At 40.3% G+C, this 25851-nt stretch carries 25 protein-coding genes; 23 read left to right on the top strand and 2 right to left on the bottom strand.

The genetic code is table 11. The annotated features are described in order from the left end of the window. Nucleotides 1-36 precede the first annotated feature (36 nt). A complete protein-coding gene (gene yppF, locus ATG70_RS08035; protein ID WP_098443809.1) occupies nt 37-243 on the bottom strand; it encodes a YppF family protein in 207 nt (68 codons plus the stop codon). Nucleotides 244-405: 162 nt separating this feature from the next. Between yppF and ATG70_RS08030 the strand changes: the two genes are divergently transcribed. Next, nucleotides 406-1932: a carboxypeptidase M32 gene (locus ATG70_RS08030; RefSeq protein ID WP_098443808.1), complete on the top strand. Its 1527-nt coding sequence runs from the start codon at nt 406-408 to the stop codon at nt 1930-1932. Between the two features lie 32 nt (nt 1933-1964). Here ATG70_RS08030 and ATG70_RS08025 read toward each other — a convergent pair whose 3' ends face one another. Further along, entirely contained in the window at nt 1965-2411 is a 447-nt protein-coding gene (locus ATG70_RS08025) for a hypothetical protein (RefSeq protein ID WP_098443807.1), read from the bottom strand. 145 nt (nt 2412-2556) lie between these two features. Between ATG70_RS08025 and ATG70_RS08020 the strand changes: the two genes are divergently transcribed. The 22 genes from ATG70_RS08020 to ATG70_RS07915 all read left to right on the top strand — a co-directional run bounded on the left by ATG70_RS08020 (nt 2557) and on the right by ATG70_RS07915 (nt 25850). Further along, on the top strand, nt 2557-4185 hold the full coding sequence (locus ATG70_RS08020) for a class I adenylate-forming enzyme family protein (RefSeq protein WP_098443806.1): 1629 nt from the start codon (nt 2557-2559) through the stop codon (nt 4183-4185). Nucleotides 4186-4199: 14 nt separating this feature from the next. Next, nucleotides 4200-5738, top strand: a complete 1539-nt coding sequence (locus ATG70_RS08015; RefSeq protein WP_098443805.1) for an acyl-CoA carboxylase subunit beta — start codon at nt 4200-4202, stop codon at nt 5736-5738. Nucleotides 5739-5841: 103 nt separating this feature from the next. Beyond that, nucleotides 5842-7050 carry an acyl-CoA dehydrogenase gene (locus ATG70_RS08010; RefSeq protein ID WP_098443804.1) on the top strand — a complete coding sequence of 403 codons (1209 nt, stop codon included), beginning with the start codon at nt 5842-5844 and terminating at the stop codon, nt 7048-7050. Nucleotides 7051-7065: 15 nt separating this feature from the next. Beyond that, entirely contained in the window at nt 7066-7839 is a 774-nt protein-coding gene (locus ATG70_RS08005) for an SDR family oxidoreductase (protein ID WP_098443803.1), read from the top strand. Nucleotides 7840-7856: 17 nt separating this feature from the next. Next, a complete protein-coding gene (locus ATG70_RS08000; RefSeq protein ID WP_098443802.1) occupies nt 7857-9026 on the top strand; it encodes a thiolase family protein in 1170 nt (389 codons plus the stop codon). 11 nt (nt 9027-9037) lie between these two features. After that, nucleotides 9038-9790 carry an SDR family NAD(P)-dependent oxidoreductase gene (locus tag ATG70_RS07995; protein WP_098443801.1) on the top strand — a complete coding sequence of 251 codons (753 nt, stop codon included), beginning with the start codon at nt 9038-9040 and terminating at the stop codon, nt 9788-9790. 18 nt (nt 9791-9808) lie between these two features. Then, entirely contained in the window at nt 9809-11422 is a 1614-nt protein-coding gene (locus tag ATG70_RS07990) for a long-chain-fatty-acid--CoA ligase (RefSeq protein ID WP_098443800.1), read from the top strand. A gap of 75 nt (nt 11423-11497) precedes the next feature. Next, a complete protein-coding gene (locus ATG70_RS07985; RefSeq protein ID WP_098443799.1) occupies nt 11498-12067 on the top strand; it encodes a TetR/AcrR family transcriptional regulator in 570 nt (189 codons plus the stop codon). Between the two features lie 79 nt (nt 12068-12146). Then, nucleotides 12147-13031: a 3-hydroxyacyl-CoA dehydrogenase family protein gene (locus ATG70_RS07980; RefSeq protein WP_098443798.1), complete on the top strand. Its 885-nt coding sequence runs from the start codon at nt 12147-12149 to the stop codon at nt 13029-13031. Continuing rightward, complete coding sequence (locus tag ATG70_RS07975) at nt 13031-13807, top strand: enoyl-CoA hydratase (protein WP_098443797.1); 777 nt, start codon at nt 13031-13033, stop codon at nt 13805-13807. The genes ATG70_RS07980 and ATG70_RS07975 overlap by 1 nt, the downstream gene beginning before the upstream one ends. 18 nt (nt 13808-13825) lie before the next feature. Next, on the top strand, nt 13826-14230 hold the full coding sequence (locus ATG70_RS07970) for an acyl-CoA thioesterase (RefSeq protein WP_098443796.1): 405 nt from the start codon (nt 13826-13828) through the stop codon (nt 14228-14230). Nucleotides 14231-14284: 54 nt separating this feature from the next. Beyond that, nucleotides 14285-15349 carry a phosphotransferase family protein gene (locus tag ATG70_RS07965; protein WP_098443795.1) on the top strand — a complete coding sequence of 355 codons (1065 nt, stop codon included), beginning with the start codon at nt 14285-14287 and terminating at the stop codon, nt 15347-15349. Between the two features lie 8 nt (nt 15350-15357). Then, complete coding sequence (locus ATG70_RS07960; protein ID WP_098443794.1) at nt 15358-16113, top strand: 2-phosphosulfolactate phosphatase; 756 nt, start codon at nt 15358-15360, stop codon at nt 16111-16113. Beyond that, nucleotides 16094-17842, top strand: a complete 1749-nt coding sequence (locus ATG70_RS07955; RefSeq protein WP_098443793.1) for an acyl-CoA dehydrogenase family protein — start codon at nt 16094-16096, stop codon at nt 17840-17842. The genes ATG70_RS07960 and ATG70_RS07955 overlap by 20 nt, the downstream gene beginning before the upstream one ends. Nucleotides 17843-17857: 15 nt before the next feature. After that, nucleotides 17858-18625, top strand: coding sequence for an SDR family NAD(P)-dependent oxidoreductase (locus tag ATG70_RS07950; protein WP_098443792.1), 768 nt, complete (start codon nt 17858-17860; stop codon nt 18623-18625). Between the two features lie 21 nt (nt 18626-18646). Next, nucleotides 18647-19438 carry an enoyl-CoA hydratase/isomerase family protein gene (locus ATG70_RS07945; RefSeq protein WP_098443791.1) on the top strand — a complete coding sequence of 264 codons (792 nt, stop codon included), beginning with the start codon at nt 18647-18649 and terminating at the stop codon, nt 19436-19438. A gap of 115 nt (nt 19439-19553) precedes the next feature. Then, nucleotides 19554-20417: a branched-chain amino acid ABC transporter permease gene (locus ATG70_RS07940; protein ID WP_098443790.1), complete on the top strand. Its 864-nt coding sequence runs from the start codon at nt 19554-19556 to the stop codon at nt 20415-20417. Continuing rightward, entirely contained in the window at nt 20417-21424 is a 1008-nt protein-coding gene (locus tag ATG70_RS07935) for a branched-chain amino acid ABC transporter permease (RefSeq protein ID WP_098443789.1), read from the top strand. Before ATG70_RS07940 ends, ATG70_RS07935 begins: the two co-directional genes overlap by 1 nt. Beyond that, nucleotides 21424-22203, top strand: coding sequence for an ABC transporter ATP-binding protein (locus tag ATG70_RS07930; RefSeq protein WP_098443788.1), 780 nt, complete (start codon nt 21424-21426; stop codon nt 22201-22203). The genes ATG70_RS07935 and ATG70_RS07930 overlap by 1 nt, the downstream gene beginning before the upstream one ends. Further along, nucleotides 22181-22888 carry an ABC transporter ATP-binding protein gene (locus ATG70_RS07925; protein WP_098443787.1) on the top strand — a complete coding sequence of 236 codons (708 nt, stop codon included), beginning with the start codon at nt 22181-22183 and terminating at the stop codon, nt 22886-22888. The genes ATG70_RS07930 and ATG70_RS07925 overlap by 23 nt, the downstream gene beginning before the upstream one ends. A 32-nt stretch (nt 22889-22920) precedes the next feature. Further along, a complete protein-coding gene (locus ATG70_RS07920) occupies nt 22921-24156 on the top strand; it encodes an ABC transporter substrate-binding protein (RefSeq protein ID WP_098443786.1) in 1236 nt (411 codons plus the stop codon). Nucleotides 24157-24182: 26 nt separating this feature from the next. Next, nucleotides 24183-25850: a long-chain fatty acid--CoA ligase gene (locus ATG70_RS07915; protein WP_098443785.1), complete on the top strand. Its 1668-nt coding sequence runs from the start codon at nt 24183-24185 to the stop codon at nt 25848-25850. Nucleotide 25851: the final 1 nt, after the last annotated feature.

Genomic DNA, 25851 nt, shown 5'->3' with positions numbered 1-25851 from the left:
TGATTTGTAACTTATGGTAGGATAGAACAAGAGGGATTAAAAGGCTTTCATCTCTTCATGCGTGAAGTATTCAGGTTTCTTAGCACCCTGAGCATGAAGTTCTTTAAAGTAGACTTGATACTCATTTAACGAGAGCGAACCTTGTAAATAATTCACCTGGATAAAGTCTAGTAATTCGTCTGCGGTAGCTGGTTTTCTTCCTTTTACCTGATCGAATGTGTGTATCAGATTCTGTATGGACATCTGAATCCCTCCTTGAACTATTTGCTTATCAAAAGGATAACACGAGAATATTCAGATCGATTATTTTTGAATTTTTTAACTTCCGACAAATCCTTACATAATGAAGCGAGATGTGTCGAATTTAACGAGAAGAACAATATCATTTTGAAAAGGGGTTAAAATATGACGACAGAGTTGAAGCAAGTAGAAGAGCAATTTTTAACATTCGTTAAAAAAATGATGAGTTTTAATGAGGCAATTGGTGTCATGTATTGGGACCTAAGAACTGGCGCACCCAAAAAAGGTGCTGAGCAGCGTTCTGAAGTTATTGGCATGATGTCTTCTGAAGTTTTTGAAATGTCGGTTTCCTCTGAAATGAAAGGATTCCTGGATCAGCTTACAAGGGAAGACGTGCAAGAAGATTTAAGTGAAATTACGCTTAAAACTGTCGAAGAGTGTCGCAAAGATTATGAGCGTAATATTAAGATTCCAGCAGAAGAATATTCGGAGTACGTGATTTTAAGTTCAAAAGCAGAAACAATCTGGGAGGAAGCGAAAGAAAAAGCTGACTTTGAGTTGTTCAGACCTTACCTTGAAAAATTAGTGGCATTCAATCAAAAATTTGTCGAATATTGGGGCTATGAAGAAAATAAATATGATACGCTCCTTGATATGTATGAACCTGGGGTCACTGTTAAGGTGATTGATCGCGTCTTCAATCAACTCAGAGAGCATATTGTTCCACTTGTGCAACAAGTTGTTCAAGCAAGTGATCATCCTAAAACAGACTTTTTATTTGAACATTTTCCAGAAGATAAGCAACAAGCCTTCAGCATGGATATATTAAAAAAAATGGGATACGATTTTGAAGCGGGTCGTCTGGATAAGACGGTCCATCCATTTGCGACAGGGCTAAACCCAGGTGATGTTCGAGTCACTACCAAGTACGATGAAGTAGATTTCCGCACGGCGGTGTTCGGTACAATTCATGAAGGCGGTCATGCCCTCTATGAACAAAATTTATCACCGAAATTAATTGGGACGCCTTTATGTACCGGGACGTCAATGGGCATTCATGAATCCCAGTCTCTTTTCTGGGAAAACTTTGTTGGGCGCCATCAGTCATTTTGGGTAAATAATTATGAAAAGCTTAAAAGCTATTCAACTGGCCAATTTGATGATGTTTCGTTAGAAGACTACTATCGTGCCATTAATGTTGCGGGTCCTTCGTTAATTCGAATTGAAGCAGATGAAATGACGTATGCTCTTCATATTATGGTCCGTTACGAAATTGAAAAAGGGTTAATTAATGGAGACATTGAAGTGAAAGACCTACCAACCATCTGGAACGAGAAAATGGAGGAGTATTTGGGGATCACGCCAGATAACGACGCAGTAGGCGTTCTTCAGGATGTGCACTGGTCAGGTGGCTCATTTGGTTACTTCCCTTCGTATGCGTTAGGTTACATTTATGCAGCACAATTAAAGAATGCTATGCTGAAAGATCTTCCTCAGTTTGATGAACTTTTAGAACAAGGGAATTTACTGCCTATTAAAGAGTGGCTTACAGAAAACATTCATCAGTATGGTAAACTAAAGCAGCCAATTGAAATTATAAAAGATATCACTGGAGAAGGATTGAATGCTGAATACTTGATTCAATATCTTGAAGAAAAGTATTCAAGTGTATATCGTCTTCAAAATAGTTAATTCAAAAATCCTGCCCATGGGCAGGATTTTTTTTAGTCAGTGGATAACGTATCATATTCATTTTCATTAATACCCACAAATCCATTAAGAATTATTGCTGCAAATAGAGGTGTTCTTTCTTTTAAATCTTCAACTGAATAGAGTCCAGAGAAATATTGTACGATTAACCCATCGATCATTGCAACGAAAGCACTAACACCTTCACGGTAATGTAACGGCCAATACTCCTTGTCAGGGTCGAGGGCAACAAAGCGATCTCTAAGGTAAAGAAGCATTTCATCAAAAGCTTTTTTGAAATTATCTGGATCCTGTCCTTGAGCCTGTTTCCCCATTTCTTCCGTTAGTTTAGGAAGGTTTTCCTCGTTATAGTCCATCGATCCATAAATGAAATTTTCTACAAATTCCGGTACGCTTTGTCCTTCGCATTCATCAGTGAATTTTTCATATTCACGTGTAAGGTTGTATAAGTTTTGATTCATGATGCTCATCCTCTCTAATATAAATAAAAACTATATTTCCCAATTTTGATATGGTAAAACATGAAATTTCTGTTGAAAAAAGATAATCAGAAATTGTATGATAAAAGAAGAACATACTATACGGTTAGTATGAAAGGGTGGTAAAGTGGAAAAGCTTACATCATTTTGGCCAGAATCAGTTCCTTCTACATTAATTTATCAAAATGGAGAAAGACCCCTTCATGAATATCTTTCCATTCAAGCAGTGCGAAAACCAAACGAAATTGCTATTCATTACTATGGTTATCAATTAACATGGAGAAAATGGAATGAACACTCAAATCAACTAGCAAACTATTTGGAGCGGATTGGTGTCAAACAAGGTGATCATATCGCTTTGTTTATGCAAAATTGTCCACAATATCTGATTGCTCACTATGCCATTCAAAAGCTTGGGGCAGTTGTCGTTCCGTTAAATCCCATGTATAAAACCTCTGAGCTTACTTACTTAATTAAAGAAGCAGACATGAAAGGAATCATATGTGGGATAGAACTTTTACCAATGTTAGCAAAAATTGAGGAAGCTCTTTCCTTTATCGTCACGGTTACTTATCAGTCACTCCTATTACCAGAACAGATCCAAAGCGCGCCATCAGAAATAAAATCCCCTGTGAAATCTTCAAGATTTACGACTTTAGAGTCTCTCTATGATACAGAAGAAGTTTCATTTCAACCTGCTCCTGTCAAATTAGATGATGTGTGTTTAATGGTATTTACATCGGGAACAACGGGCAGACCTAAAGCAGCAATGCTCACTTATAAAAACGCTTTATTTAAAACGGCTGCTACGGTGACCTGCAATCAAATTAAACAGGACGACAAATTATTAGCGATCGCCCCATTATGTCATATTGCTGGAATGGTAATGGGGGTTAATTTACCTGTTTATAGCGGTAATGAAACTGTGCTGCTCAGTCGGTTTGATGCAGAAACGGTCGTATCAGCAATAGAAGATCATCGCATTTCAATGTGGTATAGTATCGCCCCTATGAACGGAGCTATCTTGCAAATGCCTGGTCTTAATGAACGAGATTTAACATCGCTTCGACTTAATTTAGCGACAAGCTTTGGCGTGCAAGTCACGAGAAATCTCGCAGATCAATGGAAGAAAGCAACGAATGGCTGTCTACTATATGAAGCTTCCTATGGCTTAAGTGAGACGCATACATGTGACACGTTTATGCCAACTGAACATGTGAAGTTTGGAAGCTGCGGCATTCCTATTCATAAGACAAATCTGAAAATTATAAATACTGATAGCGAAGAAGTTGGTCCACTTAAAGAGGGAGAAATCGTAATAAAGAGTCCAGGGGTTTTTAAGGGATATTACAATCGACCTGATGAGACAGCTGCTTCTCTAAAGAATGGGTGGGTATATACGGGTGACATCGGCTATCTTGATGAAGAAGGCTACTTATATTTTCGAGGCCGTTTGAAAGAGATGGTTAAAAGCTCAGGTTATAGCGTGTTTCCAGAGGACGTTGAAGCATTAATGAATGAACATCCAGCTGTTAAGCAAACAGCGGTTATTGGTATACCTGATCAACAAAAAGGAGAAATCATCAAAGCTGTAGTCGTTTTACATCCTAATCACTCTAACGTAACTGTTGAGGAGCTAACCAAATGGGCTAAAAACCATATGGCTGCTTATAAAGCACCCAAAATAATCGAAATTCGTGAAAGTCTACCTGCTACATCTTCAGGTAAAGTATTAAGAAGGTTATTAAAGAAGTGAAAAGGAGTGGAATGATGGAATCATATGTAGAAGATTTGAAGAATCGTAGACTACGTGCGGAACGAATGGGCGGTCAACACAAAATCGATGCGCTTCATGCGGTAGGAAAAAAGACGGCACGTGAACGAATTGCGCTCCTCGTCGATGAAGGATCTTTTCTTGAGTTTGGTAAATTGAATACCTCTGAAATTACTGGTTATGAAGAAAAGAGTTCAGGTGATGGCGTTATTTGTGGGGTAGGTCGTGTAGATGGTCGTCCAGTCGTTGTTCAGGCAGGCGATAAAACGGTGTTTGCCGGTACTGAAGGTACCGTTCATATTCGAAAAACGAAAACCGCGCATGCTTATGCGTTAAAAAGAGGTCTGCCCTTAGTTAATTTAAGTGAAGGAGGAGGTCTTCGAATGCCAGATGGAATGGGGTCTGATGGCATTAGCGATAAGCTTTTTCCTCAAGAAATGTTAACGCATCACCGTGAAGTTCCGATGGTGACGGCCATTCTTGGTGATAGCTTTGGGGGACCGACGTGGCTTGCGGTATCTTCTGATTTTGTCACCCAATTAAATGGAACGTGTATGGGAGTAGCTGGACCTAGAATGCTTGAAATGGCTACAGGAGAAAAAGTAGTAGAAGAAGAACTAGGCGGCGTTGAAGTACATCATCACTATACTGGACAGATTGATCAATCTGCTGAGACCGAAGAAGAATGTATTGCTCAATTAAAGATGTTCTTAAGCTTTCTACCATCTCATAGCGAAGAAGAACCGCCACTTTCTCTAAATGATGATTCGGTAGAAAGAAGGGTTGATCAGTTGCTATCTGTTGTTCCTGAAAAACGAAATCGCGCCTACAATATGAAAAAAGTGATTGCAGCGTTAGTTGACAATGGGAACTTTTTTGAGATAAAACCAGAATTTGGACCTGCACTTCTAACCTTGTTAACAAGAATCGAAGGGAGGTCTGTGGGGATTATTGCAAATCAACCCATGAAATATGCTGGTGCTGCAGGTGTTCAAGAATGCGAAAAGGCGACAGATTTTATTTGTATGTGCGATTCGTTTCATATTCCCTTAATCTTTCTTCACGATATACCGGGTTTTCGAGTAAGTTCTGAAGCAGAGAAAAGTAAAATTCCGACTAAGATTATGATGTGGAATCAAGCCCTTGCACAATCCACAGTTCCTAAGGTATCTGTGGTGATAAGGAAAAGCGTAGGAGCGGCTTACGGAAATATGTGTGGTCCAACGATGGGAGCCGACTTTGTCGTTGCCTGGCCATCTGCCGAAATCAATTTTACAGGGCCAGAAGTTGGGATCAATGTCGTCTATGGAAGAGAATTAATGTTATCTGAAAATCCAAAAGAGGATCGAGAAAAGCTCTTAGAAAAATGGAGTTTTGATAGTTCACCTTATAAAGCAGCTGCAAAACATTTAATTGATGATGTGATTGAGCCAGGAGAAACGAGGCAGTTTCTTGCTAAAACGCTAGAACTGGCATGTTATAAAAAAGGCTCAATAAGTGAAAGAAAGCTAGCAAATTGGCCGACTGGATTTTAATTTTTATTAAAATGTATTGAATATTAAGAATAATAAATTTATACTGTTTGTAAGAACATACCAACCGGTTAGTTAGATATCGGTTAAAAGGAGCGAAAAATAGATGAATTTTGACTATTCCGAGCGTTGCCGAGCGTATCTTGAAAAATTAACTGCATTTATGGATGAACATGTTTACCCAAATGAAAGAGTGTATGAAGAACAGCTATCAGAACAGGACAGTAGATGGTCAAGGATTCCACCAGTTATGGAAGAATTGAAACAGAAAGCGAAAGATGCCGGATTATGGAATCTTTTTCTACCTGAAAGTGAATATGGCGCTGGATTAACAAATGCGGAGTATGCTCCTCTTTGCGAGGTGATGGGACGATCAATGATTGGACCTGAAGTATTTAACTGTGCCGCCCCTGATACTGGAAATATGGAAGTATTAGTACGTTACGGTACAGACGAACAAAAGAAACAATGGCTAGAACCCCTCCTTTCTGGAGAAATACGCTCCTGTTTCTCAATGACAGAACCAGATGTGGCTTCTTCTGACGCTACTAATATTCAAGCTCGTATCGAACGCGAAGGCGATGAATACGTTATCAATGGAACAAAATGGTGGTCTTCTGGTGCCGGAGATCCAAGATGTAAGATTGCCATTGTTATGGGTAAAAATGATCCAAATGCAGCTAAACATGAACAGCAGTCTATGATTCTCGTACCACTTGATACAAAAGGGGTCACGATCAAGCGAGTGCTACCCGTTTTTGGTTATGATCATGCTCCACACGGACATGCAGAAATAGAATATAAAGATGTCAGGGTGCCAGCTTCAAATATGCTTTGGGAAGAAGGAAAAGGCTTTGCGATTGCTCAAGGGAGACTTGGTCCTGGACGAATTCACCATTGCATGAGGTTAATCGGAACGGCAGAACGAGCGCTTGAAGATTTATGTAAGCGCGTACAAAGTCGCGAAGCTTTTGGAAACAAAATCTCTGAGCAAGGCGTCGTTCGAGAATGGATTGCCGATTCTCGCATCGAAATTGAACAGGCTAGACTGCTTACATTAAAAGCAGCTTATATGATGGATACGGTTGGAAATAAAGAAGCTAAAGCAGAAATTGCCATGATTAAAGTCGTTGCACCGAATATGGCTCTTCGCGTGATTGACCGAGCCATTCAAGCATTTGGAGGTGCGGGTGTAAGCGATGATTATACGTTAGCAGCTCACTGGGCTAACGCTAGAACGCTTCGACTAGCTGACGGTCCTGACGAAGTACATCGCAGTGCAGTCGCAAGACAGGAATTAAAGAAATATCGTTGATAAGGGGGATAAGATATGAACGTGATGCAATTATTTGACTTAACAGGAAAGACAGCCATTGTAACAGGAGGAGGAAGAGGGCTTGGCAAGCAAATCGCTGAAGGATTTGCAGAGGCAGGTGCAAACGTTGTGATTTGTTCAAGGAAGCGGGAAGCTTGTGAAGCTGTAAGCGAAGAATTAAAAGAAGCTGGAGTAAAATCATTAGCTTTTGAATGTGATGTAACAAACCAAGAACAAGTTCAACATGTCGTTGATGAAACAATGAAAGAATTTGGGCATATTGATATTCTCGTTAACAACAGCGGCGCTTCCTGGGGGGCACCTGTAGTGGAAATGCCCCTTCAAGCCTGGCACAAAGTAATGGAGGTTAACGTCACTGGTACGTTCTTATTTGCCCAGGCAGTTGGGAAAGAAATGATTAAACAAAAAAGTGGAAAGATCATTAACATTGCTTCTGTAGCAGGTCTTGGCGGCGCTGACCCGCGCTACATGGATGCAATCGGTTATAACACGAGTAAAGGTGCAGTGATTACATTTACGAAAGACCTTGCTGTAAAGTGGGGGGGCTATAATATCAATGTTAATGCGATAGCACCGGGCTTTTTCCCTACAAAAATGTCCAAAGGTTTAATTGACGCTGGTGGTGAAAGGATGCTAGAAACGACCCCACTGAATCGATTTGGAACTGACGATGATCTGAAAGGTGCGGCGCTTTTTCTTGCATCAAATGCTTCGAATTACGTAACGGGAGATATCTTAATTGTCGATGGTGGACAACATGCAATGTAATGAAGGGGGAAAATTATATGAATCGTGATCCAGTTATTGTCTCTAGCGTCCGAACACCGATCGGAAGACAGGGAGGTGCGTTTTCTGGAATTCAAGCACATGAGCTTGGCGCAATCGCGCTTAGAGAAGCAGTAGCACGTATCAATTTAGATGTTGAATCAATCGATGACGTGATCTTTGGAAACGTTATTGGTGGAGGAGGGAATATTGCGAGGCTAACAGCGTTGCAGGCCGGTCTTCCTCTTACAATTCCAGGACTAACGATTGACCGCCAGTGTGGATCGGGATTGAATGCGATAAATCTGGCTGCACAAGCGATTAAATCAGGAGATGGAGATGTCTATGTCGTAGGTGGAGCAGAAAGCATGAGTCAGGCGCCATACTTAATGGAAAAACCATCTAAGCCATTTAGTACGATGCCACCACGATTCATGAAATCACGCCTTTCTCCTGAGGAAATTGGGGATCCTCCTATGGGGATTACGGCGGAGAATTTGGCCGAAAAATATCACATTACGCGAGAAGAACAAGATGCTTTTGCACAAAGAAGTCAAGAACGAATGGGGAAAGCAATGGCTGAAGGTTATTTTGACTCCCAAATTGCTCCCGTTCATGTACCTGTCCGAAAAGGCGATCCGATTAAAGTAACAAAGGATGAACATCCAAGACCTGAAACAACGATTGAACGTCTTGCTACATTACCTCCCGTATTTAAGAAAGGAGGAAGCGTCACAGCGGGGTCAAGTTCTGGTTTAAATGATGCAGCATCAGCCCTTATTGTTATGTCGCGCGAAAAAGCTGAAAGCCTTGGATTAAAACCACTCGCGGTAGTGAGGGGATATGCGGTTAGCGGAGTCGATCCGAATATAATGGGAATCGGACCAGTTCCAGCTACGCAAAAATTGATGAAGCAAAGCGGATTATCTCTTGAGGAAATGGATTTGATTGAGATTAATGAAGCTTTTGCCGCCCAGGTACTTGCTTGTGATCGTGAATTGAAAATGAATGAAAATGTTGTGAATGTTAACGGAGGCGCAATTGCACATGGTCACCCATTAGGTGCAACTGGAGCTATTTTAGCAACAAAAGCGATCTATGAGCTTGATCGTCGAGAAGGAAGATATGCGCTAATCACTGCTTGTATTGGTGGAGGTCAAGGAATAGCAACCGTATTAGAGCGAGAATAAGGAGGGATGAAATGAGGCTGCAGGATAAAGTTGCAATTGTCACTGGAGGCGGTGGAGGAATCGGTCGAGCAACCGCGATTCGCTTTGCTGATGAAGGAGCAAGGGTAGTCGTCTCTGATATTCACGCAGAATCTGGAGAAGAAACTGTCGAACAAGTTTGTAAAATGGGTGGAAATGCCATATTTGTAAAAACGGACACGGCAAATGAAGGAGAAATGAAAGCGCTTGTAGAAGAGTGTGAACAGCACTATGGTGGCCTCGACATTCTTTTTAATAATGCAGGTGTTAGTAACGAAGAAGTAAAATTAGCGGATGTTTCTGTTGAGGAATGGGACCGTGTAGTGTCGATAAATTTGAAGGGTGTTTTTCTTGGAATGAAATTTAGTATTCCATTGATGGAAAAGAGAAATGGTGGCTCCATCGTTAACACTTCAAGTCTATTGGGTTTTAAAGGGAAAAAATATATGGCCCCTTATAATGCATCCAAAGGTGGGGTTATTACATTAACAAAAAATGCTGCTCTCGAATACGGAAGCAAGAACATTCGAGTGAATGCCGTTTGTCCTGGAGTAATTGATACAAACATTGTGACACCATGGAGAGAAGATGAACGTAAATGGCCCATTATTTCAAAAGCCAACGCGCTTAAAAGGGTAGGACAACCAGAGGAAATTGCAAACGCCGTGCTATTTCTAGTCTCGGATGAAGCTTCTTACGTTACAGGAACAAGTCTTCTTGTTGACGGAGGCGGATTAACGTTTTAATTACTCGGAGGTGCAAGCATGAACGAAAAAAGTTGGACAAAGCATTACCCTGACTCCATTTCTAGTACAATTGATATCCCAAATGTATCGCTACAAGACATGTTATCGAAAACAGTAAAAGACTATCCAGATCAGGTCGCACTCTCTTTTTATCATAAAAAAATAACGTACGGGGAACTTGGACATCTTTCATCTCTTTTCGGATCAGCCCTTCAGCATACTTGTGAAATGCAACCAAAGGATCGCGTTGCGCTTATGTTACCAAATTGTCCTCAGTTTGCGATTAGTTATTATGGCGTGTTAAAAGCGGGAGGTACGATTACCCAGATCAATCCGATGCTTGTAGAACGTGAACTTCAGTACATATTAGCTGATTCTGGAGCGGAAACGATCGTAATCTATGATGCTCTTTATCCAAGGTTGAAAGCCATACAGAACGAAACGAATGTGAAGAATGTAATTGTTGTTTCTCTTCAGCCTACTGAAGCGAATTTCGCTCCTGATTTTACTTTTGACCAATTTGTTCAAAGTGCACAGGAGCAACTAAAAGAGGTTTCGGTTGATCCTAAAGAGGACGTTGCCGTTCTTCAGTATACTGGCGGAACGACTGGAAGATCGAAAGGAGCTATGCTAACTCACCGTAATTTGATTGCAAATGTTGAGCAATGTCTCGAATTTTTTAAAGATGAATTCACGTTTGGTGAAGAAAAATGTTTAACAGTCATTCCTTTGTTTCACGTTTTTGGAATGACCTCCTGTATGAATTTATCGATTCGAATTGGGGCAGAGAGCGTAATTTTGCCTAAGTTCGATGTTAATGAAGTTTTAAAAACAATAGAAACAGAGAAACCAACCATGTTTCCTGGTGTTCCAACAATGTATGTCGCTTTAACGAATCATCCAGATGCGGAAAAATATAATCTTGGAAGCATCCGAACGTGTAATAGTGGAAGCGCACCGATGCCGGTTGGATTAATGAAAGAGTTTGAACGAAAAACTGGAGCTAAAATTCTTGAAGGATACGGGTTAAGTGAAGCTTCTCCGACGACGCATGTTAATCCCCCTTTTGGTGAGCGTAAGCCTGGGAGTGTCGGCATTGGCTTTCCTTCGACAGAGTACAAAATTGTGGATTTAGGTGAAGGGAAAATAGAGGTGCCGTTTGGTGAATCCGGAGAGCTTATTATTAAAGGGCCACAGGTGATGAAGGGGTATTGGAATTTGCCAGAAGAAACAGCAAACACCTTGCGTGACGGATGGTTGTTTACAGGAGATATCGCAAAAATGGATGCGGATGGTTATGTTTCAATCATTGATCGAAAAAAAGATCTAATTATTGCTAGCGGCTATAACATTTACCCACGCGATATTGAAGAGGTTCTTTATGAACATCCAAGTATTATGGAGGCAGTAATTGTAGGTGTCCCAGATCCTTATCGCGGTGAGACTGTGAAGGCAGTAATTGTGAAGAAACCAGGAGCAACTTTGACGGAGGAAGAGGTTACTTCTTACTGTCAGGATGAAATGGCGCCTTACAAGGTTCCGAAAATTATAGAATTTCGTAATGAGCTTCCTAAAACGAGTGTAGGGAAAATATTAAGACGTTCCATCCGTGATGAAGCACGTCAGGTATAGGTTGGATGCTTTGAAGTAACCTCCATATGATATAATCTTAATCAATGTAGATTGATAGATTGAGAGGGTACTAGCATGAAACACAAACTAACTGTTAAAAGTATTGAGTTATTTGAAAAAAATGGATTTAGCGAAACGTCGATTCAAGATATTGTGGACGCAATCGGTGTTACAAAAGGAACGTTCTACTATTATTTTAAGAGTAAAGAAGCATTGTTAATGGACATCCATTCTTCTTATATCGATGGCATGATTAAGCAACAGAAAGATATTTTAGAAGATGTGTCTAAGAGTTGTAAAGAAAAACTCTATGATATGGTTTATATGCTCATCCATAACGTTGAATTAGAAGGGCACAGTGCGCGAGTTTTCTTTCGAGAAATGAAGAATTTAAAAGAAGAAAATCTCGCTGAAATCCTTCCAAAGCGTGATCAAATCCGCTATTACTTTCAAGATTTACTAAAACAAGGTGTCAAAAATGGAGAGTTTAGAAAAGATCTCAATATTGATATCGTCACGTTTGCCATTCTAGGTATTACAAATTGGACCTATCAATGGTACAAGCCGAACGGTCCAGTGTCAGATAAAGAAGTAGCAAGTATTTTTGTTGATATGGTTTTAAATGGGATTGAGGAAAGCAGATAAGCTTTCCTTTTCCAAAACATATGAAAGCGCTTGCGAATTATACATTCTAACCGGTTAGTTACTTTAAGGAGGAAACAGAATGAAAGTAGAAGAAATCAAAACGATAACAGTACTCGGAGCTGGCTCTATGGGCCATCAGATTGGTATGCTTTGTGCGCTTGGTGGGTATGAAACCATGATTCAGGATATCAATGAAGCTGCTCTAAAAGATGCAGGTGAAAAGCTTGAAGGAATAATGTCAAAGTGGGTTAAGAAAGGTAAAATTACTGAGGATCAAAAGATAGAAGCATTTGGAAGACTTCAATTTTCAACAAATCTTGAAGAAGCAGCGGTAAGAGCTGACTTCATTATTGAAGCCATAGTTGAGAAATTAGATGTGAAGCGTGAAGTGTTTGAAAAGCTCGATCAATTAGCAGATCCGAATACGATTCTAGCAACTAATAGTTCTACCATTGTGAACTCATTAATTGCATCCGCAACGAATCGTAAAGAGAAAGTCGTGAACATGCACTTCTTCTTCCCACCACTAGTTATGGACTGTGTAGAAGTGGTAATGAGTGAAGCAACTTCTGAAGAAACAGCCCAGCTTACGATGGCGGTTTGCGAGCGTATTAATCGAACAGGGGTATTACTAAAAAAAGAAATTTCAGGATTCGTTGCGAATCGGATTTTAGGTGCATTGCAAAAAGAAGCGATGTATCTGTACGAAGAAGGAATTGCTGATTTCCAAGATATCGACTTGATTTGTCGCAAAGCTCTTAATCACCCGATTGGGCCATTTGAATTAATGGATCTATCTGGAATAGATGTTGGGTATTTCGTGATGCAGCAACGTTATAACGAAACTGGAAATCCAGAAGACAAGCCCTCAAAAGCCATTGAGGATAAAGTGAAAGCTGGAACACTTGGAAGAAAAACAGGAAAAGGCTGGTATGACTATACAAAAGAAGGAGTGAAAAATTAATGAAAATGGTGACGTATGAAATTCATGAAAAGACGGCTATCGTTACGATTAATAATCCCCCTTTAAATGTGATGAGCAAACAAGTATCAACTGAACTTTTTGAGGTTTTTACAGAGTTAGAAGCGAATCAAGATGCTGTCGCAGTTATTTTAACGGGTGCTGGAAACAAAGCCTTTATGGCTGGTGCAGATATTAAAGAGTTTCCAGATTGGATTGGACAGTCTGGTTTTAAAAATATCGTAATGGAAACTCACCAAGTATTGAATTATTTAGATCATTTCCCAAAACCAACAATTGCTGTGCTTAATGGACTAACATTCGGTGGCGGTTGTGAACTTGCAATGACGTGTGATATGCGAATTGCAGAAGAACATGCTCAGCTTGGACTTCCTGAAATAAAGTTAGGACTTTTCCCAGGTGGTGGAGGCACACAGCGTCTTCCTAGACTTATTGGAGAAGCCAAAGCAAAAGAAATGATGTTCACAGGTGAACCGATTTCAGCTGAAGAGGCAGATCGGTACGGTCTTGTAAACCACGTGGTACCATCCGGACAAGGCATGGCTTATGCTCAGGGACTCGCTTCAAAAATAACTGGCCAATCACTGCAGGCTTTATCACGAATCAAAAAAGCAGTGAACAATGGTGCGCACCTTCCAATTGAATCTGCCGTTGAACTTGAAGCAGAATTGTTTGAAGAAGTTTTTCAAACAGAAGATATTAAAGAAGGCGTACAAGCATTTATGGAAAAAAGAAAGCCTGCCTTTACTCACAGGTAATAGAAAAGAGGAAGTTTAATGAGTGTGCATACAAGTGTAAGAGTACGATTTTGTGAGACGGATGCGCTCGGACATGTGAATAATACAAGTTATTTTATTTACTTAGAAGAAGCGCGAGTCCAGTTTTTTGATTATCTTGGTAAACGATCTGGAACAGACGATTGGCCGTTTATTCTCGTTTCTACAAAATGCGATTTTCTGAAACAGGCCTATTTCAAACAGTCTTTACATGTTGAAACGACTGTGAAACGTATTGGAACGAAGAGTTTTACCCTTATGCATCATATAAAAGATACGGCAAGTGATACCGTTGTAGCAGAGGGAGAAGCAACAGTCGTTTATTTTGATTTCAAAAAACAAGCGAGTGAAGTGATCCCAGAAGACTTACGATTAAAACTTGAAGAATCTTATCAGCTCCTCTAACTTGTTTTTTTTAAGGGTTGATGACTGAATATTATGTAATCAGGAGTGTGGCATATGGCTTATTCACACGATACGATCCCTGTCCGAGACGGAGAGGAGCTCGATAAACAGAAACTTGAGCAATTTATCAAGAAAAACATTAATGACCTGAGTGATGATCCTTTATTCGTTGAACAGTTCGGTACTGGGCACTCCAATTTAACTTATCAGCTATCAATTGGCGATTGGGAAGCGGTGCTACGTAGACCACCACTTGGACCAGTGGCACCGAAAGCTCATGACATGCAGCGAGAGTTTACAATATTAAAAGAATTAAATCCTATTTTTCCACTAGCACCAAAACCGTATCTCTACAATGAGACTTTGCTTGATGCTCCATTCTTTCTTATGGAGAGAAGAAGAGGCATTGTTCTTGATACATCATTTCCTGAAGGCTTGCAACCTACTGAGGATTTGTGTCGTAGCATTTCCGAAACGATGGTAGATACGTTAGTTGACCTGCACAGCATTGATTACAAAAAGACGAACTTAGCGGATGTTACTCATCCAGATGGGTTTATGGAACGTCAAGTACACGGCTGGATTAAACGATACAATCGATCAAAAACAGACGATCTTCCAGGTATTGATGAACTTACAAACTGGATGGCGTCAAATATACCTAAATCTCAAAGTCCTACCGTTATTCATTATGATTACAAATTAAACAATGCGATGTTCGCTCATGATGATTACAGTAAAATTGTTGGATTATTTGATTGGGAAATGACGACGGTAGGTGACCCGCTTGCAGACTTAGGGGCAGCGATGGGCTACTGGTTACAACAAGATGACCCAGATATTTTAAAAGTTGGAATGGGGATAGCACCAGTTACAGTGATGCCTGGTTTTATAACGAGGGATGAATTTATCCAGTCTTACGCAAATAAATCAGGGCGTGACGTATCTCAAATGAATTTCTATTTAACGTTTGCCTATTTTAAACTAGCTGTCATTTGTCAGCAAATCTATTATCGATGGAAAATGGGCCAAACAACTGACGAGCGGTTCCGACATCTTAATCAGTTTGTCGCTAGCTTAATTGCACATGCGCGTGACAATGCCAGAGTAAAGCGTTAGGAGATTATATGGGGAAAATACATGTAGTTTTGAAAAAGGAAGACATTGATCAGGCAAAAATAAGTGAAGATAAAATTGCCGTTGTTCTTGATATTCTGCTAGCAACGTCAACGATTACGTCTGCACTTGAGTTTGGTGCAGAACAGGTTATCCCTGTCCTCGATCAACATGAGGCTATGCATGTAGCGAAAACGTTACCTGAAGGAAGTTATTTGCTTTCAGGAGAATATGAAGGTCGGACGATAGAAGGGTTCCTTGACCCCAATCCTTTACAATTAAAAAAATCGGTCAAAGGAAAAACTCTCATTCTATCAACAACGAATGGAACCGTAGCGATTAAGCGAACAAGTGAAGCCAAACAAGTGTATGTTGCTTCTTTACTTAATGGTCACGCAGTTGCAAAAAAGCTTAATGATTATCACTTTGACGAAACGATCGTAATTGTTTGTTCAGGCTCTTCTGGTGAGTTCGCGCTGGAGGATTTCTATGGAGCTGGATATCTCATTGATCAAATGCTTTCTTCCGAACCTAATTGGGAGTTAACAGATTCGTCACGTGCTGCTCTTTCTTTTTATTCAGGTAGCGTCAATGGTGGGGAGGAAGTTTTGCTTTCATCACGTGTCGGTCAAATGATTAAAAAGTATGGTTTTCAGGATGAAGTAAGTTTCGTTGCTTCAGAAGGAATTTTTTCGATTGTTCCTTTCGTTAAAGGTCAAAAAACAGTCGTTCGAGAGGAGGTTCATCATGACACAAACCAGATCTAGTCGATCGGGAGCCGATTTCTTGTATCAGTCTTCTGGTTCTGAAGATATTTTTACACCAGAAGATTTTACGGATGAGCATAAGATGATCGCAAAAACAGCTCATCAGTTTGTTACAAAGGAAGTTGAAGCTCATAGAGAAACAATTGAAAATCAAGATTTTGATCAGGTTGTGACTTTATTAAAAAAAGCAGGAGAACTTGGATTGCTTGGCCACAGTATTCCAGAAAAGTACGGTGGTCTTGGGCTAGATAAGATATCAAAAGGGATTGTAGGAGAAGTTGTTGGGAGGACGAGTGGGTACGGCGTTGCCCAATCCAATCATACGTGTATCGCAACGCTTCCAATCACGCACTTTGGAACAAATGAACAAAAAGAAAAATACCTACCTAAACTTGCTTCGGGTGAATATTTGGGCGCTTATTGTTTAACGGAGCCGAATGCAGGATCTGATGCGCTAGCATCTCAAACAACGGCTGTATTAAATAGCGAAGGCACTCATTATATTTTAAACGGTACGAAGTTGTATATTACGAATGCGGTATTTTCTGATACGTTCATCGTTTATGCCAAAATTGATGGAAAGCATTTTTCAGCGTTTATTGTAGAAAAGGACTTTTCAGGGTTATCTCTAGGACCTGAGGAAAAAAAGATGGGAATCAAAGGATCTTCCACACGATCGGTCATTTTAGAAGATTGTCATGTTCCAATTGATCATCTTCTAGGTGAGGTAGGAAAAGGACACGTTATTGCACTTAATGTTCTGAATCTGGGACGATTCAACCTGGGCTCAGCTTGTACTGGAGGAGCAAAGCACGCGCTAAACTTAGCGTTACAACACACAAATGAACGCAAACAATTCGGCCAAACCATTGCAAGTTTTACGGCTACTCAAGAAAAGGTAGCAGTCATGATGGCTCGAATCTACGCTTCAGAATCGCTCCAATATCGCACAGCATCCCTTCTAGAAGAGGCGATGAAAGATTTGTACGATGAAAAGGACCATCGAATCGTAGGGAAACAAATGATGGAATATGCAGTCGAATGTGCGATTTGTAAAGTTTTTGGATCTGAAACACTGGATCAAGTTGTTGATGAATCACTTCAGTTACATGGTGGTGCAGGTTTTATTCAAGAATATCCAATTGAACAAATGTACCGTGATTCGCGCATTAATCGGATATTTGAAGGAACAAATGAAGTGAATCGCTTATTGATTCCAGGTAATTTACTCAAAAAAGCGTTGAAAGGCGAGCTAGCTTTAGAGGGGCTTGTTGAAAAAGCGAAAAGAGAGTTATCTTCAAAAGAAAAAGATTCATTAACCGAAGAAGATGCGATAAGAAGCATACGAAACGTGTTTTTATTGTGTGTCGGAGTTGCGTTTGAAAAGCATGGTGAGGAACTAATGAATCACCAGGAATCAGTGATAAAACTTGCTAATATAGCCATCATGCTATACGCAGCTGAATCTTCTGTATTACGTGCCGTAAAACATGCACAGAGAGATCACCATATTAAAAAAGCATTAACGAGAACATTCCTTGAGGAAGCACTTTTACAAGTGGAAGCGTCAGCTCGTAAATTAATCATGAGCTTACTTCCTACTCGTGAAAAAAGCGAGGTTATAAATCTAATTATTCGAGAACTTTCAAGTTATGATTTTGGCAATTCACTTGAACGAAATCGAATGATCGCAATGCATAGCTATGGAAAATTAAAGTACGAAGTTTAGAAAGCGGTGGGGAGAATGAATAGATTTTCAGGAAAAACAGCAGTGATAACTGGTGGCGGAAGTGGTATCGGTGCTATGACAGCTAAACGAATCGCATCGGAAGGTGGAACAGTTATTCTTGTTGGTCGGACTGAAGCAAAGTTAATGCAAACGAAAGATGAGCTTAAAGAATTAGAAGGTGATGTTCTTACTTTTGTTGCAGACGTAACGAGTCAAGATCAGGTCGATCAATTGTCCTCTTTTATTAAAGAAAAGACAGGAACCGTTCATGTCTTAATTAATAATGCTGGAGGATCTCAAGGATCGCCGATTCTTGAGATGACTGAAGAAAATTGGGATCATGCGCAAAATGCAAACTTAAAAAGTGTTTTTCTCGTCTCGAAAGCTCTCGGTAAACTGATGTTAGAAAGTGCCAAGAAGGAAGATCAAATGGACTTTTCTATCGTTAATGTTGCTTCCCTCTCTGGTCATAAAGCAGGGGCGAAAATTCCTCATTATAGTGCAGCGAAAGCAGCGGTCATCAATTTTACAAGAGCACTTGCAGTTGAACTATCACCTTACGTTCGAGTGAATTCAGTCTCGCCAGGGTTTATTGAAACACCATTAACTGAAGAAGGTTTAAAAAATGAAAAGTTCGAGGCGTCCATTAAACGGAATACAGCATTAAAACGAGTGGGTCAGGCTGAGGAAATTGCAAACGTGATTTCATTTACGGCTTCATCTGAAGCGAGTTATATGACTGGTTCAGATTTATTAGTCGACGGCGGATGGCTCATCGTATAAAAAAAAGGAGAGTGTTTAAAAATGGAAACGACTGTAAAAACGGAACATCTAAAAGTAAATGTACATGGTGCTGTGCTTCATCTTACGCTTAATCGTCCTGAGGCACTAAATGCGTTTAGCCCCGAGATGATCTTAGGACTGACGAAAGCTATTCAAGATGCTAAGGAGAACGATGAGATACGAGTAGTTATGCTCTCAGGTGCAGGCCGTTCCTTTAGCGCAGGTGGGGATGTTAAAACAATGGGGGATACAACCTCAACTGAAGTTTATGAACACATAGGTAAGTTAAATGAGCTCGTCCTTGCTATGAAGGATCTTGAGAAACCAATAATTTCAGTGATTCATGGTTTTGCTGCTGGTGCAGGCTTTAATCTAGCACTTGCTAGTGACATTATTCTGGCAGCTGAAGATAGTAGTTTTGTATTAAGCTTTTCTCAGGTTGGATTAATTTCAGATGGCGGGGGCCTTTCGTTTCTTCCTCGTTTAATTGGTCCTTATAAGGCGAAAGAGCTGTTCTTCTCAGCCCAACCCATTTCAGCAAAAGAAGCGAAAGAGTTGAATATTGTAAACCGAACTTATCCGATTGCTAGTCTCGAAGAAGAAGCGATGGCATATGCTGAGAAGCTTTCTAAAGGTCCGGGTAAAGCTTATGGTTTCATTAAGAAAATTGCAGATGCTTCACTAACCTCTTCTTTGTCTGAAGTACTTGAACAAGAGCGCATTACACAGGCGCTAATGGTAACGACAGAAGACCACAAAGAAGGAGCAAATGCATTTAAAGAAAAACGCGCGCCACAATTTAAAGGTAAATAATTTTCTGAATCTGGATTGAAGTTTTTCAATCCAGATTTATTCCTACATCTTGAATCCCCTTCATAAGTCCGCCGTCCCCCTAGTCTGGATCTCATTTAATAGAAGGAGGAAGATGATGGAGCTCCTTATCCAGCAGATTTTTAACGGACTTACAATTGGAAGCGTTTACACGCTTGTCGCCCTTGGTTTAACACTTGTTTTTGGCATTTTACATGTTCCCAATTTTGCACACGGTGCTTTTTATATGGTTGGTGCTTATATTACTTTAATGATGATGGTTGGTTTTGGTTTTCATTATTGGATCGCCATTATTGCTTCAGTGGCTGTTGTTGCTCTTCTTGGAGTTGTCACACAGCAGCTAATATTTAAAAAGTTAGAAGGCGCAGATGGGATGAGGATGATGGTTGCTGCCATCGGGATTCTCCTTTTTCTAGAAGCATTTGGTCAATTTATGTGGGGAACGGAATACCACAGAATGGACACTCCTTATGGATCGGTCGTTAATTTATTTGGTCTAACTGTAACGTTACAACGTCTTTTAATTATAGTTGCTGCTGTAATCCTTATGCTTGCACTACATTTTTTCTTAACGAAAACAATGATAGGAGCAGCCATTGTCGCAATGGCTCAAAATCGAGAGGGCGCGTTCCTTGTAGGTATTAATGCAAATCAGGTGGCTTGGCTTACTTTTGCGATCGCCGGTGGATTAGCAGCTGCAGCCGCATCACTAGCATCCCCTATTAATCTTGTCTTCCCGACTATGGGAAACCTGGTCATTATGAAAGCTTTCGTTATCATCATCATCGGTGGAATGGGAAGTATCCCCGGAGCGATTCTTGGTGGTTATTTGCTTGGCCTAACCGAAAGCATTGGGGCAACGTACATATCATCTGATTATAAAGACGTTATTGCGTTTCTTCTACTCGTAGTCATTCTAACAGCCAAGCCAACTGGGTTATTTACGAAGGGGGTTCAGTAATGCTGAATGTCTTATCGAAGCGAGTGCTAATCGGTATCGTTGCCGTTGCTGCTGTTTTATTTCCCCTCGTTTTTCCAAATATGTATGTTCTCCAATTACTTACGCTTGTGTTTATTTGGTCGATCGCGGTTTACGGATTTAATATTATTTCAGGGTACGTAGGGTATTTGTCTCTCGCACATGCTGGTTTTTTTGCAATTGGAGCATATGGACTTGGTCTATTAACAACCAAAGCAGGCTTGTCTTATTGGCTATCTCTCCTTCTGGCAGTTCTTATCACTTCTATTGCCGGGGCTCTAGTTGGAGTGATTGCTCTTCGAACAAAATCTCATTTTTTTGCTATTTACACCATGTGTGTAGGTGTCATTGTCTATCTTTTAATAGACAAGTGGGATAGCTTAACGGGTGGTGTTCGTGGATTAATTGGGATACCAGCACCAAGCAACATAGGGCCCATTACGTTTGATACATTAACCTCTCAATATTACCTTGCTTTGTTCTTTCTAACCTTTACAATTTTCCTTTGTTACCGCATTGTTCATTCTCTTCTAGGACGAACGTTTATTGCGATAAGAAACAGTGAAGAACTTGCCAAAACAATTGGGATCTCCATTATGAAAAACCAACTGTTAGCTTTTACCTTATCAGCTTTATTTGCCGGTCTTTCAGGTGCGTTATATGCTTCATTTATCCGTTTTATCGGTCCGCAAATATCAGCGATTACCGTAACATTTGAAATGCTGATGTATCTTCTAGTGGGTGGCATTGGAACGCTTGCAGGTCCTCTTGTCGGAACGCTTATTGTCATTTCACTTACTCAATCATTACAGTTTCTTGAAGAATATCGGATGCTTATTTTTGGTCCGGTTGTTGTTCTATTAGTTCTATACTATCCGCGTGGAATCACTGGAAGTATAAACGGCTATTTGCAAAGAAAGAAACAGCAAAGAGTAAAGATAGCGAATGAAGAACATGATGTGAAAAGGAAAGTAGGTGAGGCAGGGTAATGTTCTTTTCTACAGAGGGGATTACAAAACGTTTCGGGGGATTAGCAGCCGTTGAAGATGTAAGTGTATCGGTTGAAAAAGGTACGATTACGGCAATTATCGGTCCAAATGGTGCCGGGAAATCTACCTTTTTTAATCTAATTAGTGGGATCCATCCGCTTTCTTCAGGGAAAATTCTTTTCAAAGATCGTGATATTACAAAAATGCCCCCACAGCAAATTGCGCGTCTTGGAATCGGCAGAACGTTTCAAACGACTAACTTGTTTGAGCAATCGACCGTTCTAGATAATGTTCTAATCGGACATAGATTGCGCACAAAATCAGGGATATGGGATGCGATTTTTCGAACGAAAAGAGAAAAAGAGGAAGAAAAAAGGTCTTATCAAAAAGCACTCGACGCGCTGGAATTTGTTGAAATGATGCATGTTGTTGAGCATCCTGTCTCACTTATTACGCAGGAAGAGAAGAAGAGACTTGCCTTTGCTCTAGCATTAGCAACCGATCCAGAACTGGTTCTTCTTGATGAACCGGCCGCTGGAGTTAATCCTGACGAGACGGATGGGCTAGCATATTTAATGAGAAAAATGGCAGATCACGGTATTACTGTCTGTTTAATCGAACATAAGATGCCAATGATCATGAGCCTTGCTGATCAAATCGTTGTCTTAAATCATGGGAAGAAAATTGCAGAAGGGCGACCTGATGAAATTCGTCAAAATGAAGCGGTTATTCAAGCCTATCTCGGAGGTGAAGCGCATGCTCCAGTTAAACAATATTAATGTGAACTATGGCGCTTCTTCCGTACTTCATCATATTTCACTCGAAGTAAAAAAAGGTGAAACAGTGGTCTTACTTGGTGCAAATGGAGCTGGAAAAAGTACAATCTTTCGTACGATCAGTGGTTTGATGAAACCAGCTTCTGGTGATGTGGTTTTTATGGATCGTAAGTTAACTGGAAAATCGCCACACTCTTTAGTGAAAGAAGGGATCGTGCAATGTCCTGAAGGTAGAAAGTTGTTTCCACAAATGTCCGTTTACGAAAATTTGAAAATGGGCAGCTTTGTTCATCGAAAACGTCGCAAAGAAGTGGAACAGAGCTTAAAGGAGGTGTATTCCCTTTTTCCTATTTTATATGATAAGCGACATGAGGCAGCAGGTTCTCTAAGTGGTGGTCAACAGCAGATGTTAGCGATTGGACGAGCATTAATGGCCAAACCGAAAGTTCTTTTACTAGATGAACCTTCATTAGGACTTGCTCCCCTCATTGTGGAGCAAATGTTTCATATTATTGAGGATATCAATGAACAGGGAACAACTATTCTTCTAGCTGAGCAAAACGCCAATGCTGCACTACAAATTTCTAACCGTGGCTATGTGATTGAAAGTGGCAAGATTGTTCTTGAAGGAAGTAAAGAGGAACTTTTGTCTAATGATCAAATTCGAAAAGCTTATATTGGGGCATAAAAAACGGAATCGATTTGAATAGGGGGAAAACAATGAGAATCGGGATAAAGCTTTTTGTTTACATTGTGATGTTGGTCGGAATGATCGTAGTGGCGGGATGTGCGGCAGGTTCTGTTAGTAACTCTAGTAATGAAGGGGCTTCAAATACAAGTGAACCGAAAGATACGAGCAAGGATACAAGTGCAGATACGACATTCGAAAATACTTTGAATATTGGATTTAGTGGTCCTTTAAGTGGACCAGCAGCTTACTACGGAGAGAATACGTTAAGTGGTTTAGAGATGGCTGTAGATGAAATTAACAAGGAAGGCTTTGAAGTTGATGGCAAAAAATACGGGGTCAATCTCGTAACGCTTGATGATCAGTATTTGCCTAATGAAACAGGAACGAACGCGAGAAGGCTTGTTCAAGAAAATGATACGCCGATTGTTTTTGTTCCACATAGCGGTGGTGTTTTCGCAACACAAGTATTTAATGAACAAGAAGAATTTTTAATCGCAGCCTATACAAGTGAACCCAAAATTATGGAACAGGATAATTCACTTACTTTAGGAATTCCACCTGCGTACAGCGCATATCCTGAAGCTTTTACAAACTATCAAATGGAACGGTTTGGTAAGAAAATTGCAATGCTACCAACCTCATCTCAGTACGGCAAAGACTGGACAGAAGCACTAAAACCAGTTTGGGAAGAGAATGGTGGGGAAGTCGTTTTTGAAGGGTCCATTGATTTTAGTAAAGATACTGACTTTTTCTCAATTGTCACAAAAGCATTAAGCAACAATCCTGACGTGCTTTTTGTAGGGGGACCATCACAGCCAACAGCCCTCGTTATTAAACAAGCTAGAGAATTAGGCTTTGAGGGTGGTTTTATGCTGATGGACCAAGCAAAAATTGAGGAAATTGAGCCGGTACTAGGTGGACTTGATCAGTTAGAGGGGACAATTGGAGCACTACCAATTATTGATAGCGATGCGCCAGGTGCAGAAGAGTTTATAAGCCAATACAAAGAACGTTTTGATCGAATTCCAACTGCTGAAGGTGCATTTAACTATCAAGCGATGCATGTCATTGTCAATGCCATGTCTGAATCAGGTTCAGTCGAAGATCCAACGAAGATTATGGAGAGCATGGATGCAGCTATCCAATCACTACCTGATGAAAAGATGGTTTGGCACTTAACAGGTATTTATAATGGCGGTGCATTTGACTGGAAACCTGCTATTGGAGCAGTTGAAGATGGGAAAGTTGTGAAAGTGGAAAATTAAGAGAAATTGAAAGGGGATCTAACAAGATGCAAACAAATCATTTTCAATTCTGGCCAAAACGAGTACCCTATTCACTAACCATTCCTGAAACAACCATTTATGATAACCTCACAGTATCTGCTAAACGGTACCCAAATAAAGAAGCGATTCTTTATTATGGAGCAAAGATGACGTATAAAGAGTTACTTCATGAAGTCAATCAGACTGCAGCATTTCTTGAACAGTTGCATGTAAAAGAGGGAGAAAATGTTCTTCTTTTTATGCAAAATTCAGCACAGTTCGTAATTAGCTACTATGCAATTTTAAGAGCTAACGCCATCGTTGTTCCAATTAACCCAATGTTAACAGCAGAAGAGCTATCTTTTTATATTAAAGATTGCGAAATTAAAACTGCTATTGTGGGTCAGGAGTTATATGAGAAAGTAGAGCCTTTAGTGAACACAACAACTCTTACTAATGTGATTACGGCAGCCTATTCTCACTATGCTGGTAATGAAAGTGATATGCCTGCGGAAGTGGCTTTACTGGAAAAAAGAGTAAATAAGCCGAACCACTATACGTGGGAAGATGCGATTCATCATTCGAATGTACCTGGAGAATATGTACGTACGATCGATGACGTTGCGGTTATGCCATATACTTCTGGTACAACAGGTTTACCAAAAGGGTGTATCCATCCGAATCGCACGTTACAAGCGAATGCGGTAGGCGCCTCTCAGTGGATGAATATTACCGCGGATGGCATGCATCTTGTAACGCTTCCATTGTTTCACGTAACCGGAATGCTTCATAGTATGCATGCACCGATTTATAGCGGGGCACCAATGGTTATTATGACACGTTGGGATCGCAATTTGGCAGCGAAATACATTGAACAATATGAAGTTGCTAATTGGGTGAATATTAGTACGATGTTAATCGATTTTCTTTCGAATCCAAATCTACCAAACTACTCCATTTCATCATTGAAAGTACTTGCAGGGGGAGGCGCGCCCTTACCAGCTGCGGTTGGAGAGAAATTATACAACTTAACTGGATTACGATTTATTGAAGGATACGGGTTATCTGAAACGATTTCTCATACGCATTTCAACCCACCAGATTTTCCTAAACTCCAGTGTCTTGGTGTACCGTCATTCGATGTAGATGCACGTGTCATCGATCCAAATACAATGAAGGAGCTCGGTCCTGGTGAGCCTGGCGAAATCATTGTGAACGGTCCACAGGTGTTTGATGGCTATTACAATCGTGACGATGAAAACCGGAATTCATTCATTGAACTTGATGGAAAGTCTTTTTTCCGAACAGGAGATATCGGTCGCTATGATGAAGAGGGATACTTCTTTATGATTGATCGTGTGAAACGCATGGTCAATGCTTCAGGCTTTAAAGTTTGGCCAACAGAAGTAGAATCAATTTTATATAAGCATCCAGCTGTTCAACAAGCTTGTGTCGTTGGTGTACCGGATCCAAGGCGCGGCGAAACAGTGAAAGCTTTCGTCATTTTGAATGAAAATGATAAAGGAAAAGTTACAGAAGAAGAGATTATCGAATGGTCTAAAGAGCAGATGGCTGCTTATAAATACCCAAGAATGATTGAGTTTATGGACGCTTTTCCAACAACGAGTAGTGGTAAGATTTTATGGAGAAAGCTCCAGGATAACGAACGTCAAAAAGCAGAGGGAGTGAAGTAAG

Origin of the sequence: Bacillus sp. es.036, from assembly GCF_002563635.1 — a bacterium.
Taxonomy (GTDB): Bacteria; Bacillota; Bacilli; order Bacillales; family Guptibacillaceae; genus Guptibacillus.
The sequence above is the reverse complement of the archived record's forward strand: the minus strand, read 5'-3'. Positions and strand labels throughout refer to the sequence as shown.

Excerpts from the sequence above, each read along its gene's own strand:
- yppF (WP_098443809.1), bottom strand. The coding sequence starts at position 243 with ATGTCCATACAGAATCTGATACACACATTCGATCAGGTAAAAGGAAGA.
- ATG70_RS08030 (WP_098443808.1), top strand. The coding sequence starts at position 406 with ATGACGACAGAGTTGAAGCAAGTAGAAGAGCAATTTTTAACATTCGTT.
- ATG70_RS08025 (WP_098443807.1), bottom strand. The coding sequence starts at position 2,411 with ATGAATCAAAACTTATACAACCTTACACGTGAATATGAAAAATTCACT.
- ATG70_RS08015 (WP_098443805.1), top strand. The coding sequence starts at position 4,200 with ATGGAATCATATGTAGAAGATTTGAAGAATCGTAGACTACGTGCGGAA.
- ATG70_RS08010 (WP_098443804.1), top strand. The coding sequence starts at position 5,842 with ATGAATTTTGACTATTCCGAGCGTTGCCGAGCGTATCTTGAAAAATTA.
- ATG70_RS08005 (WP_098443803.1), top strand. The coding sequence starts at position 7,066 with ATGAACGTGATGCAATTATTTGACTTAACAGGAAAGACAGCCATTGTA.
- ATG70_RS08000 (WP_098443802.1), top strand. The coding sequence starts at position 7,857 with ATGAATCGTGATCCAGTTATTGTCTCTAGCGTCCGAACACCGATCGGA.
- ATG70_RS07995 (WP_098443801.1), top strand. The coding sequence starts at position 9,038 with ATGAGGCTGCAGGATAAAGTTGCAATTGTCACTGGAGGCGGTGGAGGA.
- ATG70_RS07990 (WP_098443800.1), top strand. The coding sequence starts at position 9,809 with ATGAACGAAAAAAGTTGGACAAAGCATTACCCTGACTCCATTTCTAGT.
- ATG70_RS07985 (WP_098443799.1), top strand. The coding sequence starts at position 11,498 with ATGAAACACAAACTAACTGTTAAAAGTATTGAGTTATTTGAAAAAAAT.
- ATG70_RS07980 (WP_098443798.1), top strand. The coding sequence starts at position 12,147 with ATGAAAGTAGAAGAAATCAAAACGATAACAGTACTCGGAGCTGGCTCT.
- ATG70_RS07975 (WP_098443797.1), top strand. The coding sequence starts at position 13,031 with ATGAAAATGGTGACGTATGAAATTCATGAAAAGACGGCTATCGTTACG.
- ATG70_RS07970 (WP_098443796.1), top strand. The coding sequence starts at position 13,826 with ATGAGTGTGCATACAAGTGTAAGAGTACGATTTTGTGAGACGGATGCG.
- ATG70_RS07965 (WP_098443795.1), top strand. The coding sequence starts at position 14,285 with ATGGCTTATTCACACGATACGATCCCTGTCCGAGACGGAGAGGAGCTC.
- ATG70_RS07960 (WP_098443794.1), top strand. The coding sequence starts at position 15,358 with ATGGGGAAAATACATGTAGTTTTGAAAAAGGAAGACATTGATCAGGCA.
- ATG70_RS07955 (WP_098443793.1), top strand. The coding sequence starts at position 16,094 with ATGACACAAACCAGATCTAGTCGATCGGGAGCCGATTTCTTGTATCAG.
- ATG70_RS07950 (WP_098443792.1), top strand. The coding sequence starts at position 17,858 with ATGAATAGATTTTCAGGAAAAACAGCAGTGATAACTGGTGGCGGAAGT.
- ATG70_RS07945 (WP_098443791.1), top strand. The coding sequence starts at position 18,647 with ATGGAAACGACTGTAAAAACGGAACATCTAAAAGTAAATGTACATGGT.
- ATG70_RS07940 (WP_098443790.1), top strand. The coding sequence starts at position 19,554 with ATGGAGCTCCTTATCCAGCAGATTTTTAACGGACTTACAATTGGAAGC.
- ATG70_RS07935 (WP_098443789.1), top strand. The coding sequence starts at position 20,417 with ATGCTGAATGTCTTATCGAAGCGAGTGCTAATCGGTATCGTTGCCGTT.
- ATG70_RS07930 (WP_098443788.1), top strand. The coding sequence starts at position 21,424 with ATGTTCTTTTCTACAGAGGGGATTACAAAACGTTTCGGGGGATTAGCA.
- ATG70_RS07925 (WP_098443787.1), top strand. The coding sequence starts at position 22,181 with ATGCTCCAGTTAAACAATATTAATGTGAACTATGGCGCTTCTTCCGTA.
- ATG70_RS07920 (WP_098443786.1), top strand. The coding sequence starts at position 22,921 with ATGAGAATCGGGATAAAGCTTTTTGTTTACATTGTGATGTTGGTCGGA.
- ATG70_RS07915 (WP_098443785.1), top strand. The coding sequence starts at position 24,183 with ATGCAAACAAATCATTTTCAATTCTGGCCAAAACGAGTACCCTATTCA.